The following is a 14,405-nucleotide window of genomic DNA, read 5'->3' on the forward strand; positions in this document are numbered from 1 at the left end:
TGTGCAAAGCAGACGCCCCAAGACCCCACTCCCCCACGCCGGACAGCACCAGCGCACCACGAACCCTCGCACCGCCCGGAGGAACGAACCATGAGCTCGACCAGCAGAAGGTACCGTCGCACCGCCTGTACGGGACTGGCCCTCGCCCTGCCCCTCGCCGCCCTGGCCGCCTGCGGCGGCGGCAGCGGTACCGACGCGTCCGCGGAGGCGGGCAGCGGCAAAGGCACCATCAGCGTCTGGGCCCACCAGGGGCAGAAGAGCGAGGCCGGTGCGCTGCAGAACGCGGTGAAGTCCTTCAACTCCTCACAGAGCAAGATCAAGGTCGACCTGAAGCTGATCCCGGAGGCCGACTACACCAAGACGATCACCGCCACCGCCGCCGACAAGCTGCCGGACGTGATGGAGTTCGACGGTCCGACCATGGCGAACTTCGTCTACAACAAGAAGCTCGCCCCGATCGACACCTACGTCTCCGCCAAGACCATGGACAACGCCACCGACGCGAGCAAGTCGCAGGGCGAGATCGACGGCAAGCACTACGGCCTCGGCATGTTCGACTCCGGCCTCGGGATCTACGGCAACAAGAAGCTGCTGGACGCGGCCGGGGTGACGTACCCGACGAGCCTGTCCGACGACTGGACCGCGGACCAGTTCACGGCCGCGCTGAAGGCGCTCAAGGCCAAGGACTCCGACGGCAAGACCCTGGACCTCCAGGAGAGCGGCGGCTACGCCAACGAGTGGGGCACGTACGGCTTCGCCCCGATCGTCTGGTCGGCGGGCGGTTCGCTGCTGAAGGACGGCAAGGCGGAGGGCGCCCTGGACACCTCCTCCGTGGTCTCGGCGCTGAAGACCTTCCAGTCCTGGAAGACGTACGTCGACCCCAACACCGACGGCAACGCCTTCGCCAAGAGCCGTGTCGCGCTGAGCTGGGTCGGCCACTGGATGTACCCCGCCTACAGCGAGGCCCTCGGTGACGACCTCGTCGTCCTGCCGCTGCCCGACTTCGGCAACGGCCCCAAGACCGGCCAGGGTTCCTGGGCGTGGGGAGTCGGCGCGAACTCCAAGAACGGCAAGGCCGCCGGCGCCTTCCTCGACTACCTCCTCGACGACACCAACGTCGGCGCGATGACGGCGGCCAACGGCGCCCCGCCCGCGACGAAGACCGCGCTCGCCAAGAGCGAGCTGTACCGGCAGGGCGGCCCGCTCCAGCTCTACGCCGACCAGCTCGCCAAGCCCTGCGGCGACAGCGACATCACCAAGTCCTGCGTCGCCGTGACCCGCCCGGTCACCGCCGGATACCCCACGGTCACCGCCAAGTTCAGCGAGGCCCTGAACTCGATCTACGGCGGCGCCGACCCGAAGAACGCCCTGGAGAAGGCCGCTCGCGCCATCGACCAGGACTTCTCCGACAACGCCGGCTACCAGATCCAGTAATCCAGCAGGACGCTTCGGCGGCGGCGGGCGCGCGTACGACGCTTCGGACGGCGCGCCCGCCTCCGCCGGGAACAGGACCCCCCGTGAAGACCGTGGAACCCGCGCACGCCGCGCCCTTTGACAAGGAGCAGGGCCCGCCCGTGACCTCCGTGAAGCGCTCACGACCGGAGCGCAAGAACCGGGACTGGCTGCACGGACTGCTCATGTCCACTCCCGCCGTCGCCGGACTCATCGCGTTCGTCGGCATCCCGTTCGGCTACGCCGTCGTCCTGTCCTTCTACAACGTGCGCCTCGGCTCGCCCCTGGCCCCGTCGTTCTTCGGCCTGGAGCAGTACCGGCGGCTGTTCACCGACCCGGACCTGTCGGGCCCGTTCCTGCGGGCGCTGCTCAACAACCTGACGTTCGCCGTGGTCGTCGTACCGCTCCAGACGGGCCTGGCACTGGCCCTGGCGATCCTCCTCAATCGCAAGCTCAAGGCGATCGGCCTCTTCCGGTCGCTGTTCTTCATGCCGGTCGTCTTCCCCATGACCCTGGTCGCCGTGATCTGGCGCCTCATCCTCGCCCGCAGTGACCAGGGGCTGCTGAACTCCGCCCTTGACGCGGCGAGTTTCGGCAACTGGGGTGCCTTCGACTGGCTCGGCGACTCGGCCACCGCGATGGCGTCGGTCATCGTGCTGTCGGTGTGGCAGGGGGTGGGCTTCCAGATGGTGATTCTGCTGGCCGGCCTCCAGCAGATCCCCGGCGAGCTGTACGAGGCCTGCGAACTCGACCGCGCCACGCCGTGGCAGCGGTTCCGGCACGTCACCCTGCCCGGTATCCGCGGCACCCTCGTCTTCGTCGCGACGCTGACCTCGGTGCTGTCGTTCCGGGTCTTCGACCAGGTCTACGTCCTCATCCACGGCGGCGGTCTGGACGAGGACGCCACCCGCACGGTCATGTACCAGGCCGTCACCACCGCCTTCGACCAGAACAACATCGGCCAGGCGTCCGCGATCACCGTGGTCTTCTTCCTGATCGTGGTCGCCCTGACCCTCATCCAGCGCCGCGTCGTCCGGCCCGACAACGAGGACTGACACCACCCATGGCCACGACCCGCGCGCCCCTGCGCCGCTTCACCGACTACGCCGTCCTCAGCGTCCTGGCGTTCGTCTTCGTGCTCCCCGTCCTGTACCTGCTCCTGGGCAGCCTCAAGCCCTCCGACGAAGTACTGAACGGGCTGAGCGGTTTCCTCCCCACCCATCTGTCCTTCGACAACTACGCGAACGTCCTCGACGCCCTCGACTCCGACAGCACCGGCTACTTCTGGCGCTTCATGGGCATCTCGCTGCTCATCGCGTTCGTGGTCGTGACGGGCGGTCTGTTCGTCAACTCGATGGCGGCGTACGGCTTGTCACGGTTGAAGTGGCGGGGCCGGGAAGCCGTCTTCACGCTCGTCCTGCTGCTGATGCTGGTCCCGTTCGAGTCGGTGGCCGTGCCGCTCTTCTACATGTTCAACGGGCAGCGCAACACCCTCTACATCCAGGCGGTCCCGTTCATCGCCAACGCCTTCTCGATCTACCAGTTCCACACGTTCTTCCGCTCGATCCCGCCCAGCATCGAGGAAGCCGCGCGGCTGGACGGCGCGGGCCCCTGGCGCACCTTCTTCGCGATCATCGTGCCGATGTCGAAGCCCGTCTTCGCCTCGGTCGCGATCCTCACCTTCCTCACCCAGTGGGGCTCGTTCCTGTGGCCGGTCCTGATGGTCTCCGACCCCGCCGTGCGGCCCCTCCCCCTGGAGATGAGCGTCTTCCAGGGCCAACAGCCCCCGGACTGGGGTCAGATCCTCGCCTTCGGTGTCCTGCTCGTCCTGCCCGTCCTGGTCGTCTTCGCCTTCTTCCAGCGCTGGTTCGTCCAGGGCGTCGCCAGTTCGGCCGTCAAGGGGTGACCCCGCCATCCTCCAGGTAGCGGAAGAGGCGGGATCGGCGGGAGGTCACCAGGAGGAGTTGGCCTGCGAGGGCTGGTTCGGCTGCACCGAGGAGGCGTCGCCGACTGCGTGCGGGGCGGGGGCCGCCCTGTCCCAGTCGTCGTTCCCGAGCATCATGTCGGGGTCGAACATGACGATGACGGCCGCGACCAGGAGGACGATGAGCGGGCCGGCGAGCATGGCCAGGAGGAAGGCCATCAGGCTGGTCGACGACTGCCCGGTCGCGCTCTGTCCGGTGAGGTGGACGGAGACGGCGGCCATGCCGGTGTAGTGCATGCCGGTCACGGCCACGCCCATGACCAGGCTCGCACCGAGGCTGGCCCACAGGGCGTGGATGGAGACCGCCGCCCACAGCGCCGCGGTCGCCGCCAGGATGGCGATGACGACCGACAGGACCACCGTCGGAGTGTCGTAGTGCAGGGTGCCGCTGGTGTGGATGGCGGCCATGCCGAGGTAGTGCATGGCCGCGACCCCGAGCCCGGTGACCGTGCCCGCGGTCGCCAGGGTCACCGGGGAACCGCCCCGATAGCCGACGAGGAACACACCGACGGCGACGACGACGATGGCGACGACGAGACTGAGGAGGGTCTTCGTCGCGTCGTAGCTGACCAGGGCCCCTTCGACGCTGAACCCGATCATGGCGATGAAGTGCATCGTCCAGATGCCGCAACCTATCGATATGGCACCCAGAGCGAGCCACCCGGCCTTGCGGTTCGGGCGGCGCAAGGACCTCGTCGTGCACCGCAGCCCGAGCCCCGCCCCGAGGCAGGCCATCAGGTAGGCGGTGATCGGGGTTACCGCACCGTAGTAGAAGTTGGAGAAGGTGGCGGTGGTCATGCAGGCTCCTTTCACTGACGTGACGGCGAGCGGCACCGCGAACGCGGTGTGCCGTCGCGGGGCTCTGCCCGGCAGAAGCCAGGTGAGTCCAGTGGGACGCACTCCCAGGCGTACGTGCGTCGCAACTCGGCCCGCGGGCATGGCTGGAGGCAGGGTGGGCCTACTGACAGGGGAACGAAGCACGGGGACTGGGTAGTCAGTTCCCAGCCACCTGGCCGAGTTGTGCATGATTCAATCACACAATGCGCACACTTCCCCCACATTCGGCGGTGCGACTGGGGTGAGACCGCCGGGACCACGTGTAGGCCTCCGCGTCGAACTGGGCCAGTCGTCTGCGCATCCGGCCCGTCGACCACGGCCAGCTGAAGCTGTTGCGGCCGTTGCCGTCCAGGTAGTAGCTGGAGCAGCCGCCCGCGTTGTAGACGGTGGACGGCAGGGCCTGCTGGACCTCGGCGTCGAAGGCTGCCTGGACCTCGGGGCGTACGTCCATGCTGGTCCAGCCCGCCGAGCGGAAGTGGCGTACCGCGCGTGCCATGTAGTCGAGCTGGGCTTCGAGGACCGTGTACGCGGAGGAGTGCCCGGTGCCGAGGTGCGGCCCGAGGAGGACGAACGCGTTGGGAAATCCGCTGACGACGGTGCCGAGGTAGGCGTCGGGGCTGCCCTTCCAGTGATCGTCGAGGCAGGCGCCGTCGGCGTCGAACACACGCCGGGCGATGGGCATGTCGAGGATGTGGAAGCCGGTGCCCAGGATGATGGTGTCGACGTCCGCTCCACTGCCGTCCGCGCCGATGACGCGGCTCCCGCGGACGGCCCGCACCGCTGTGGCGTGGACGGTCACGTTGGGCCGGGTCAGCGCGGGATAGTACGAGTTGGAGAGCAGGAGCCGTTTGCAGCCCAGGGTGTAGTCGGGGGTCAACGCGCGGCGCAGGACCGGATCCTTGACGCCAGCCCTGAGATGGAGCGTGCCGATCCGCTGCACGGCCCGCAGCAGGGCCGGGTGGCGAAAGCCCAGGCCGAGCGTTTCCAGCGCCGCGTACTCGGCGCCGCGCAGCGCACGTTGCGCGGCGGGGACGTGTCGCATCAGCCATCGTTCGGCGCGGGGCACCGGATGGTCCGGCTTGGGAAGCACCCACTGTGCGGTGCGCTGGAACAGGTGCAGCCGGGCGACCCGCGGCTGGATGGCGGGGACGAACTGCACGGCCGAAGCGCCGCTGCCGATGACGGCGACATGTGCCCCGGTGAGGTCGTGGTCGTGGCGCCAGCGCGAGGAGTGGAAGACCTCACCGGGGAAGTCGGCCAGCCCCGGTATGTCCGGCAGCAGCGGTTCGTGCCAGGGTCCCGCCGCCGAGATCAGGAACCGGGCCGAGTAGCGGTCGCGGGAGGTCTCCACCTGCCAGCGGGCGAGGTGCGGGTCCCACTGGGCCCGGGTGACCTCGGTTCCGTAGCGGATGAGCGGTGTGATGCCGTACGTGTCGGCCGTGGCGCGGAGGTAGGCGCGGATCTCGGGCTGGCCCGCGAAGGCACGCGTCCACTCCGGGTTGGGCGCGAAGGAGTACGAGTACAGGGCGGACGGCACGTCACAGGCGCAGCCCGGGTAGGTGTTGTCCCGCCAGGTACCGCCCAGGTCGTCCGCCTTCTCGACGACGACCAGGTCGTGCACGCCGGCCTCGCGCAGTCTGACGGCGGCTCCGATGCCGGAGAGACCGCTGCCGATGATCAGCGCCTCCACCTCGCGGGTCTCCCGGGTGACGGTTCCCGCCGGGCTGTCGGGCTGCGGCATCTCAGGCTCCTGTCCCGGCGTCGGGCCGGCGATCGGTCGCGGGCAGCACACGAGCGGAGCCGGATGAGGCGCCCGAGGCGGTGGACTTGAGGCATGCGCGGACGACGGCGCGTGTGCTGCGCAGGGACGCCTCCAGGACCGCCAGGCGTCGCCGGGGGTCCATGAAGTTGCCGCCCATGACCTCCAGGTCGGCGGCGGTGGGCTCGATCCGTACGACACGGGTGCCCGCCGCTCGCAGGGCGGCGCACTCCGCGTCGAGGGTGCGGGTCATGACGCGGCGCAGCAGTGCTTCCGCCTTGCCGAGTCCTCTGCGCGGCTCGGGCGAGCGGGAGCTCATCGGCGCGACGACGTACACCTCGTCGAGCCCTCGGTGCACCAGCAGATCGGCCGACGCCGTGGAGAGGATGCCGCCGTCGGCGTACCGCCGGCCGTCGATGCGGACAGGGGGAAACCAGCCCGGTACCGCCCACGAAGCCCTGAGCGCGTCCCGCAGGGCCACCGGTCGGGTGTCGGGGTGCCCGAAGACCGTACGTCTGCCCGTGTCGAAGTCGGTGGCCACCAGCCAGGTCGCCGGATGCCGGACCCAGTGTCCGGCCGGTGTCAGGAGGTCCGCGAGGCTCGCCAGCCGGCCAAGGTCACCGCGCCCTTGCGGCAGCAGCCCCGACAGTCCGGCCAGCGCGGGAACGGTACGGCCCAGCGCCTGGCGTGCCAGCCGGGGCGATCCGGGGAAGACCGCGGGCCGCGGCGGGAGCGCCCGGGGCGGAGTGGCGGAATGGCGGACCAGTTCCGGACGGGCGTCCCGCGAGCCCAACTGGGCGGCCAGCAGCTCCTCGACACCGATCCCGCCGCCGAGCAGCGCCGCCATTTCGGCCCCGGCGGAGGTGCCCACCAGCACCTCGGCCTCGCGTGGGTCCCACCGCGTGGCCTGCTGGAGCGAGTGCAGGGCGCCGATGGTCCAGGCCGCGCCCAGTGTGCCGCCGCAGCCCAGTACCAGTCCTCGGGAAGGGGTTGTTCGCGTGCCCGCCTCGGTCACAGGGAATCTCCGCCCATTCGGGATACCGACGAGATCGGGATACTAGTGGTATCCGAAGGCGGTGGACAGCCCACGACGGGGTTAAGATCCGAGAGCTTCAGGGAGACACCGTGCAGGAGGGGAGAGGGAGCGCGAGATGGCCCGCCTCAGCCGCGCCGAGAGTCAGGAACGCACGCGCGAACGACTCGTCGTCACCGCACGGGAGTTGTTCCTCGGTCACGGCTACGCCGCCACCTCCCTCAGTGACGTCGCGGAGACCGCCGGCTACTCCAAAGGCGCCGTCTACTCCAACTTCCGCAGCAAGGACCACCTGTGCCTCGCCGTCCTCGACAGCATCCGCGCCGAACAACTGACGCTGCTCACGGACTCCGTCATGCGCGACGCCGGGATCGACGACCGTCTGGCGACCTTCGCCGCCTGGGGTGAGACCCATATCGGCGACGAGGCCTGGACCACCCTGGAGGTCGAGTTCCTCACCAGCGCCCGTCATGACGAGGAGCTGCGGCACGAGATCACGGCCCGTGTCGCCGCGGTCCGTGAAGCGCTGGCCCTGCTCCTCGACGCGCTCGCCCTGGAGCTCGGAGCCTCCCTGGCCATGCCCGCCGACCAGGCCGCGATGACCCTGCTGAGCCTGGGCATCGGACTCGGCATCCAACGCATCGCCGACCCGACCGTCCCCACCGCCGTACTGACCGACACCCTGCGCCTCATCCTGGGCATCAGTGACCAGGATCCGCGGGGCCTGGCAAGCGACCGGCTCTGACAGGTCGCGGTCTCGCTCTGCTGGATGAACTCGTCGGCTTCCCCGGCGCCGACTACTGGGAGATCACCGGCGAGACGGAACTCCTGCCCGGAGTCTGGATCATCCCCACCGGCCAGGCGTCTGCCGGCAGCTTCAGCAGGGCCCGACGTACCAGACGGGCGTCCAGTCATAGCTCGGGTTGCCGTAGGGAGCGCCGGGCGCGACGTGGATGACGGTTCGGTTGTGGTTCTTCAACGCGTAGTCCTGGTCGCACTCCCACTGTGCCGCGGCACGGCTTCCGGCCGACGTGCCCAGCTCGCGCACGTACTTCTCGCCGGGAACGGTGAGTGTCAGCCGGCGGCGCGGGCCTGTTCGCCGGAGGCCGCCCGGGTGTGCGTCGTCTCCGCGGCTGCCGGTACCGCCAGACCCACGGACAACACGGCGACGGCGGCAGTCGCAAGGGATGCGTATCGCCTCAAGAGGGATATGCCATTCCTTTCCTGAGGGACCAAGGGGCAACGAGAAACCGCTCCGGACGCCGGTGCACCGCGGCATGTGGGCGAACGTACTCGGCCCACCCCGCGGTGTAGAACAACCTCCCGAACGCGGACAAGCCCCGTCCGGGAGGTCGCTGACCGTCCGGCTGACACGGGCTCAAGACCCGTGACAGGGTGCGATGATCGGGTGCGGCGACGGAGGAGAGTTCGGTGGAAGCACAGGTGTGGGACGCGCTGGTCAGCGTGGTGAAGAACGCGTACACCACAGGGCTGGGCGAGGGCACGGTCCCGCGGCCGCTCATCATGCCGCTGGTGCGCGGCGAGTTGGTCGGGATGATCTGGGCCCGCCCGCTGGCGGTCGGCCGGGACGCCCTCGTAGGCATCGCCGAACTCGCGAACATCGCCGCGGCAGCCGAAGCGGACGAAGTGGTCCTGGCCTGGGAGACCCACGACGTCGCCACCGCCTGCGAGCTGCCGGTCGGCGACCCGGCGCCCTGCCTGAACATGGTGCTCGCCACGCCCGACGGGCACGTCCTGCACCAGTTCCCCTACACCGAGCAGCTCCTGTCCCTCACTCCCGAGGGCACGGCGGCGGTCGCCCCGGACTGGACTCCGGCCCCCGCGCCGCGGCCGGGCGGCGAACTGGTGCCGCCGATCCAGGCCGCGGTGGACTTCTCCTTCACCCCTCTGGAGCTGGACCATCCCTCGCCGTTCGGCGTCACCGTCGTACTGATGGAAGAGGACGGCTACCGGGTGCGTCTGACCGAAGCCTTCGCCGGCTGAGCCCGGCGCGGCGGGAACGTCTTACGGAGTGATGACGTGCCGGGCCGGTCCCGGGTTCCGGCGCCGTCGCGGATCTAGCGTGGCCGTATGCGCGTACTGGTCACCGGCGGTGCCGGGTTCATCGGGTCCCATGTCGTCGAGGCGCTCACGGCCCACGGGCACGAGCCGGTCGTCTACGACGTGCGGGAGGATCCCGGCGCCGATGTGCGGGACCCCGTGGCGGTCGCCCGTGCGTTGGCCGGCGTCGACGCCGTGTGCCATCAGGCGGCGATGGTCGGGCTCGGCAACGGGGTCGCCGACGCGGCGGAGTACGCCTCCCACAACGATGTCGGCACCGCGGTCCTGGTCGCCGCGATGGCCGAGGCGGGCGTACGACGGTTGGTGTTGGCCGGGTCGATGGTGGTGTACGGGGAGGGGCGGTACGAGTGCCGGCGGCACGGGGTGGTGCGGCCCGGTCCGCGGGCCGTCGCCGATCTCGACGCGGGGCGGTTCGAGCCGCTGTGCCCGGCGTGCGGGGCGGAGCTCTCCCCCGGGCTGGTCGGCGAGGAGGCGCCGGTCGATCCGCGGAACGTGTACGCCACCACCAAGCTCGCGCAGGAGCACTTGGTGGCGGCCTGGGCCAGGGTGACGGGCGGGTCGGCGCTCTCGCTGCGGTATCACAACGTGTACGGGCCCCGGATGCCCCGCGACACCCCGTACGCCGGCGTCGCCTCCTTCTTCCGTTCCGCGCTGGCCCGGGGCGAGGCCCCGCGGGTCTTCGAGGACGGGCGTCAGCGGCGGGACTTCGTGCATGTGCGGGATGTGGCCGCCGCGAACGTGGCCGCGCTGGAGGCCGGGGCGGCGCCGGGTGTGCTGAGCGCCTACAACACCGGCAGCGGTGAGCCGCACACCGTGGGCGAGACGGCCCGCGCGCTGGCCGCCGCGCACGGCGGGCCCGAGCCCGTGGTCACCGGCGAGTACCGGCTCGGCGACGTCCGGCACATCACGGCGGACTCGGCGAGGCTGCGGGCGGAGCTGGGATGGAAGCCGCGGGTCGGTTTCGAGGAGGGCATGGCCGAGTTCGCGCGCGCCGGGATGCGAGGAGCGTAGAACGGGGCCGTAGGACCGGTGGTGCTGCCCGCGATCAGGAAGCGGCGGCGGGCAGCACCACCTCGAAGCGGCAGCCGCCCGGAATGTTGCGCACGGTGGCCCGTCCGTGGTGGGCCTCCACGATCCCGCGGACGATGGCCAGGCCGAGTCCCGCGCCGGCCGGGGGTGTACGGGCGTGGGTGCCGCGCCAGCCGGTGTCGAAGACGCGCGGCAGATCCTCCTCGGGGATGCCGCCGCAGCCGTCGGTCACGGACACCACCACGCCCTCGGGCGAGCGTTCGGCGGCGACGGCGACCGTGCCGTCGGCGGGGGTCCGGCGGATGGCGTTGACCAGGAGGTTTCCGAGGACGCGGCTCATCTCCTTGCCGTCGACCTCGACGGGGATCGCCGCCACCCGGTCGCCGACCAGCCGGACCCCGTGCTCGCGGGCGAGGGGGTCGGCGCCCGCGAGGGCGTCGCCGATCAGGTCGTACAGCGAGATCCGGGTGCAGCTCAGGGGCAGGGTGCCGGCGTGGATGCGGGAGAGTTCGAAGAGGTCACCGACCATGTCGTTGAGGCGTTCGACCTCGGTGCGGATCTGCTTCAGATAGCGGTCGGGGTCGGCGGCGACACCGTCCTCCAGCGCCTCGGACATCGCGCGCAGACCGGCCAGTGGGGTGCGCAGGTCGTGGGAGATCCAGGCGACCAGTTCCCGCCGGGAGGTCTCCAACGCGCGTTCACGGTCACGGGACTGGGCGAGCTTCGCGCTGGTGGCCGCCAACTCGGCGCCCAGCGCGGCCAGTTCCGCCGTCGCGGGGCCCTCGGGGGCCGTGAAGGCGCCGCCGTCGCCGAACGAGCGGGCGGCTACGGCGAGTTCACGGCTGCGGGCGACCACCCAGCGGCCCAGTATCAGCGCGGTGACCAGGGAGACCACCGCGGCCATCGCGACGACCGTCGTCACGACGCTCAGGTCGTGGCCGGAGAGGAACATCGCCTGCGCCACGGACAGCGTCCCGGCGAGCATCGCGGTCACCGCGACGGCGGCCACCACGGTGAGCGCCACGGTCAGTGAGCGGCGGCGCAGCAGCCACAGGACACCGGCCCCCAGCAGGCCGGCCGCGGCCGCGCCGAGGAAGGCGAACAGGGCGATGAGCAGGGTGTCGCGCATCCTCACTCACCTCCCGGCTCGAAGCGGTAGCCCACGCCCCACACCGTCTGGATCAGCAGCGGCCGGGCCGGGTCGTCCTCGACCTTGCCGCGCAGTCGGCGGATGTGGACGGTGACGGTGGACAGGTCGCCGAAGTCCCAGCCCCACACCTCGCGCATCAGGTCCACCCGGCCGTACGCCCGTCCGGGGTTGCGCAGGAAGAAGGCGAGGAGGTCGAACTCGCGGAGGGTGAGGGCGAGTTCGGTGCCGTTCTTGGTGGCGCGGCGGGCGGCGGGGTCGACGCTCAGACCGGCCGCGCCCAGCATCCGAGTGCTCACGGCGGGCCGTGCGCGGCGCAGTACCGACTCCACCCGCAGGACGAGTTCGCGGGGGCTGAAGGGCTTGGTGACGTAGTCGTCGGCGCCCACCTCCAGGCCGAGGATGCGGTCGTCCTCGTCGCCGCGCGCGGTGAGCATGATGACCGGCACCGGTCCGTCGGCGCGCATCCTGCGGCACACCTCCAGGCCGTCCATGCCGGGCAGCATCAGATCCAGCACCACCAGGTCGGGGCGGTGGGCGGCGGCCCTGGTCAGGGCCGTGGGGCCGTCGTCGGCCCGGTCGACGGTGTATCCGGCCCGGTCCAGGTATCCGGCGACGACCTCCGCGACGGTGGGGTCGTCGTCGACGACCAGGACCCGTCCGGCCCGCCCGGTGACCTCGTACGACTGCTGCATGCCTCCAGCGTCGCACCGCGCCGCCCCCGCGGGGCGCCGCCGTCGTCGACGTCCGTGTTTCGTAAGGAGCTGGAGTCCGATATGCCGCCTTCGTGTTCGTAGGGTGAAAAGCGTGACCACCGAACCGGACACCGTAGATGTCGTCCTCCCCTGTCTGAACGAGGCCGAGGCCCTCCCCTGGGTCCTGGCCCGCATCCCGGCGGGCTGGCGGGCCCTCGTCGTCGACAACGGCTCCACCGACGGCTCCGCGGACATCGCCCGCAGCCTCGGCGCGACCGTCGTGCACGAGCCCCGCCGGGGTTTCGGCGCCGCCTGTCACGCCGGCCTCACCGCGGCCACTGCCGATGTCGTCTGCTTCTGCGACTGCGACGCCTCCCTCGACCCGGGCCTGCTGGAACCGTTCGTCCAGGAGATCCGCGCGGGCGCCGCCGACCTCGTCCTCGGCCGTCGGCGTCCGCGCGGCCGGGGCAGTTGGCCCGCGCACGCCCGCGCCGGCAACCTCGCGCTCGCCCGGCTCCTGCGCCGCCGCACCGGGCTGCGGCTGCACGATCTCGGTCCGCTGCGCGCCGCCCGCCGTGAGCCGCTGCTCGCCCTCGGCCTCACCGACCGGCGCAGCGGCTACCCGTTGCAGATGGTCGTCCGCGCGGCCGACGCGGGCTGGCGGATCACCGAGCACGACGTGCCCTACCTGCCCCGCACCGGCAACTCGAAGGTGACCGGCACATGGCGCGGTACCTGGCAGGCGGTACGGGACATGAGCCGAGTCCTCAACGAAGGGACGGCCCGGTGACCACTCTCCTCGTCATCGCCAAGGAGCCGCTGCCCGGCCGGGTCAAGACCCGCCTCACCCCGCCGTTCACCCCGCGGGAGGCGGCGGAGCTCGCTCAGGCCGCCCTCGCGGACAGCCTGCACGCGGTGGCGGCCGCCCCGGCGACTGGCCGCGTCCTCGTGCTGGACGGCTCCCCTGGCCCCTGGCTGCCGCCCGGTTTCGATGTCGTACGACAGTGCGGGGGCGGCCTCGACGAACGGCTCGCGGCCGCGTTCGCCGGGTGTGACGGCCCCGCCCTGCTGATCGGCATGGACACCCCGCAGGTGACACCGCGGCTGCTCACGGTGGACTTCGCGGAGTGCGACGCCTACTTCGGTCCGGCCGAGGACGGCGGCTTCTGGGCGCTCGGGCTGGCCGAGCCCGATCCCCGGCTGCTGCTCGGTGTGCCCATGTCGACGCCGGACACCGGGGCCGTGCAGCGGGCGCGGCTCGTCGCGGCGGGGCTGCGGGTGCGGGACCTGCCGGTGCTGCGGGACGTCGACACGGCCGCCGACGCCCGGGCCGTCGCGGCGCTGGCCCCGCACGGCCGGTTCGCCGCACAGCTCGCCCGGTGCGGCGCGGCGACGCACCGATGAGCACGGCGACGTGGGCCACCGCCGACCCGTACACGACCGCCCTGCGCGCCGGCCGCGGCCCGCTGTTCCTGCGCCGCGCCGACGGCTGGTTGCTGCCGCTGGAGGTGGAGCGCTGGTGCGCCCGCGCCGACGGGGTCGACCTGGACGTACTGGAGCGCTGCGAGGGCGCCGTGCTGGACGTCGGCTGCGGACCGGGGCGGCTGGTCGCCGAACTCGCCGCCCGGGGCCGTCCCGTACTGGGCATCGACGTCAGTGAGACGGCGGTCGACCGGACCGTGCGGCTCGGGGGCCAGGCGCTCCGGCGCTCGGTCTTCGACCCGCTGCCCGGCGAGGGCCGCTGGGGCACGGTCCTGCTCATGGACGGCAACGTCGGTATCGGCGGCGATCCGCGCGCCCTGCTGGACCGGGCGGCCGGACTCCTCTCCCCCGGTGGCCTGCTGATCGCCGAGACGCTGCCGGTGGACGTCGACGAGCGTGTCGAGGTGCAGGTCGTCGACCTGACCCTCACCGCCGGGGGCGCCTTCCCCTGGGCTCGGCTCGGTACCCCGGCCCTGCTGCGACACGCGAGCCGGGCCGGGTGGAGTGCCGTGGATCAGTGGACGGCCGGCGGCCGCCGCTTCGTCGCCCTGCGCAGCCGCACCGCCAGCAGCAGCGCCGAGACACCGAAGAGCACAGCGGTGATCAGCAGCCAGCGGCCCAGGAAGCCGTCCGGCGAGAGTCCGGTGGCGGAGCGGTAGCGGCGGTCGACCATCCCGCTGATCAGCGGGAACCACACGAGCAGGAGCAGGCCGGAAAAGGCCGCCGGGACACGGACGTACAGCGCCCACTCCCGGCGGCCCGCCGCGCCGAGCCCGCGCACGACCGCCCGGTCGGCGACCGCGTACAGCGGCAGCAGGACGAGGTCGTGGAGGAGCGCGGCGCCCACGAACCACAGCGCCACGCCGAACCAGTCGTCGGCGAGCAGCCGTGCGCCTGCGTAGGCG

At 71.5% G+C, this 14,405-nt stretch carries 15 protein-coding genes; 9 read left to right on the plus strand and 6 right to left on the minus strand.

The window, feature by feature from the left end:
* The first annotated feature begins 90 nt into the window (after positions 1 to 90).
* From HLK59_RS31040 to HLK59_RS31050, 3 genes are all read left to right on the plus strand, one after another.
* Positions 91 to 1,434 (plus strand): sugar ABC transporter substrate-binding protein, encoded by a 1,344-nt coding sequence (locus HLK59_RS31040; RefSeq protein ID WP_171144877.1) that lies wholly within the window; start codon positions 91 to 93, stop codon positions 1,432 to 1,434.
* An 83-nt stretch (positions 1,435 to 1,517) separates the two neighbouring features.
* Positions 1,518 to 2,507 carry a sugar ABC transporter permease gene (locus HLK59_RS31045; protein ID WP_171144878.1) on the plus strand — a complete coding sequence of 330 codons (990 nt, stop codon included), beginning with the start codon at positions 1,518 to 1,520 and terminating at the stop codon, positions 2,505 to 2,507.
* An 8-nt stretch (positions 2,508 to 2,515) separates the two neighbouring features.
* Entirely contained in the window at positions 2,516 to 3,358 is an 843-nt protein-coding gene (locus HLK59_RS31050) for a carbohydrate ABC transporter permease (protein ID WP_171144879.1), read from the plus strand.
* 45 nt (positions 3,359 to 3,403) lie between these two features.
* On the opposite strand, the gene HLK59_RS31055 is transcribed toward HLK59_RS31050, so the two are convergent.
* From HLK59_RS31055 to HLK59_RS31065, 3 genes are all read right to left on the minus strand, one after another.
* Positions 3,404 to 4,234 (minus strand): MHYT domain-containing protein, encoded by an 831-nt coding sequence (locus HLK59_RS31055; protein WP_171144880.1) that lies wholly within the window; start codon positions 4,232 to 4,234, stop codon positions 3,404 to 3,406.
* Between the two features lie 235 nt (positions 4,235 to 4,469).
* Positions 4,470 to 6,014, minus strand: coding sequence for an NAD(P)/FAD-dependent oxidoreductase (locus HLK59_RS31060; RefSeq protein ID WP_171144881.1), 1,545 nt, complete (start codon positions 6,012 to 6,014; stop codon positions 4,470 to 4,472).
* A 1-nt stretch (position 6,015) separates the two neighbouring features.
* Positions 6,016 to 7,047, minus strand: a complete 1,032-nt coding sequence (locus tag HLK59_RS31065; protein WP_171144882.1) for a patatin-like phospholipase family protein — start codon at positions 7,045 to 7,047, stop codon at positions 6,016 to 6,018.
* A gap of 136 nt (positions 7,048 to 7,183) precedes the next feature.
* On the opposite strand from HLK59_RS31065, the gene HLK59_RS31070 reads away from it, so the two are divergent.
* Positions 7,184 to 7,810, plus strand: coding sequence for a TetR/AcrR family transcriptional regulator (locus HLK59_RS31070; protein WP_171144883.1), 627 nt, complete (start codon positions 7,184 to 7,186; stop codon positions 7,808 to 7,810).
* A 132-nt stretch (positions 7,811 to 7,942) separates the two neighbouring features.
* Here HLK59_RS31070 and HLK59_RS31075 read toward each other — a convergent pair whose 3' ends face one another.
* The gene (locus tag HLK59_RS31075; protein WP_171144884.1) at positions 7,943 to 8,113 is read right to left on the minus strand and encodes a hypothetical protein; all 171 of its coding nucleotides are present in this window, start codon (positions 8,111 to 8,113) and stop codon (positions 7,943 to 7,945) included.
* 383 nt (positions 8,114 to 8,496) lie between these two features.
* Between HLK59_RS31075 and HLK59_RS31080 the strand changes: the two genes are divergently transcribed.
* Together HLK59_RS31080 and HLK59_RS31085 are read left to right on the plus strand one after the other, a co-directional pair.
* The gene (locus HLK59_RS31080; RefSeq protein WP_171144885.1) at positions 8,497 to 9,069 is read left to right on the plus strand and encodes a hypothetical protein; all 573 of its coding nucleotides are present in this window, start codon (positions 8,497 to 8,499) and stop codon (positions 9,067 to 9,069) included.
* An 87-nt stretch (positions 9,070 to 9,156) separates the two neighbouring features.
* Entirely contained in the window at positions 9,157 to 10,158 is a 1,002-nt protein-coding gene (locus HLK59_RS31085) for an NAD-dependent epimerase/dehydratase family protein (RefSeq protein WP_171144886.1), read from the plus strand.
* A 34-nt stretch (positions 10,159 to 10,192) separates the two neighbouring features.
* On the opposite strand, the gene HLK59_RS31090 is transcribed toward HLK59_RS31085, so the two are convergent.
* Positions 10,193 to 11,305: a HAMP domain-containing sensor histidine kinase gene (locus HLK59_RS31090; protein ID WP_171144887.1), complete on the minus strand. Its 1,113-nt coding sequence runs from the start codon at positions 11,303 to 11,305 to the stop codon at positions 10,193 to 10,195.
* A gap of 2 nt (positions 11,306 to 11,307) precedes the next feature.
* Complete coding sequence (locus HLK59_RS31095) at positions 11,308 to 12,018, minus strand: response regulator transcription factor (protein WP_171144888.1); 711 nt, start codon at positions 12,016 to 12,018, stop codon at positions 11,308 to 11,310.
* Positions 12,019 to 12,121: 103 nt separating this feature from the next.
* On the opposite strand from HLK59_RS31095, the gene HLK59_RS31100 reads away from it, so the two are divergent.
* Genes HLK59_RS31100 through HLK59_RS31110 form a run of 3 tightly spaced genes read left to right on the plus strand, consistent with a single transcriptional unit; the run spans position 12,122 to position 14,159 of the window.
* Positions 12,122 to 12,808 carry a glycosyltransferase family 2 protein gene (locus HLK59_RS31100; RefSeq protein ID WP_171144889.1) on the plus strand — a complete coding sequence of 229 codons (687 nt, stop codon included), beginning with the start codon at positions 12,122 to 12,124 and terminating at the stop codon, positions 12,806 to 12,808.
* Positions 12,805 to 13,422: a DUF2064 domain-containing protein gene (locus HLK59_RS31105; protein ID WP_171144890.1), complete on the plus strand. Its 618-nt coding sequence runs from the start codon at positions 12,805 to 12,807 to the stop codon at positions 13,420 to 13,422. Before HLK59_RS31100 ends, HLK59_RS31105 begins: the two co-directional genes overlap by 4 nt.
* The gene (locus HLK59_RS31110; protein ID WP_171144891.1) at positions 13,419 to 14,159 is read left to right on the plus strand and encodes a methyltransferase domain-containing protein; all 741 of its coding nucleotides are present in this window, start codon (positions 13,419 to 13,421) and stop codon (positions 14,157 to 14,159) included. Before HLK59_RS31105 ends, HLK59_RS31110 begins: the two co-directional genes overlap by 4 nt.
* Positions 14,160 to 14,405 lie beyond the last annotated feature (246 nt).

Source organism: Streptomyces sp. S3(2020) (genome assembly GCF_013044505.1).
Classification (GTDB): Bacteria; Actinomycetota; Actinomycetes; order Streptomycetales; family Streptomycetaceae; genus Streptomyces.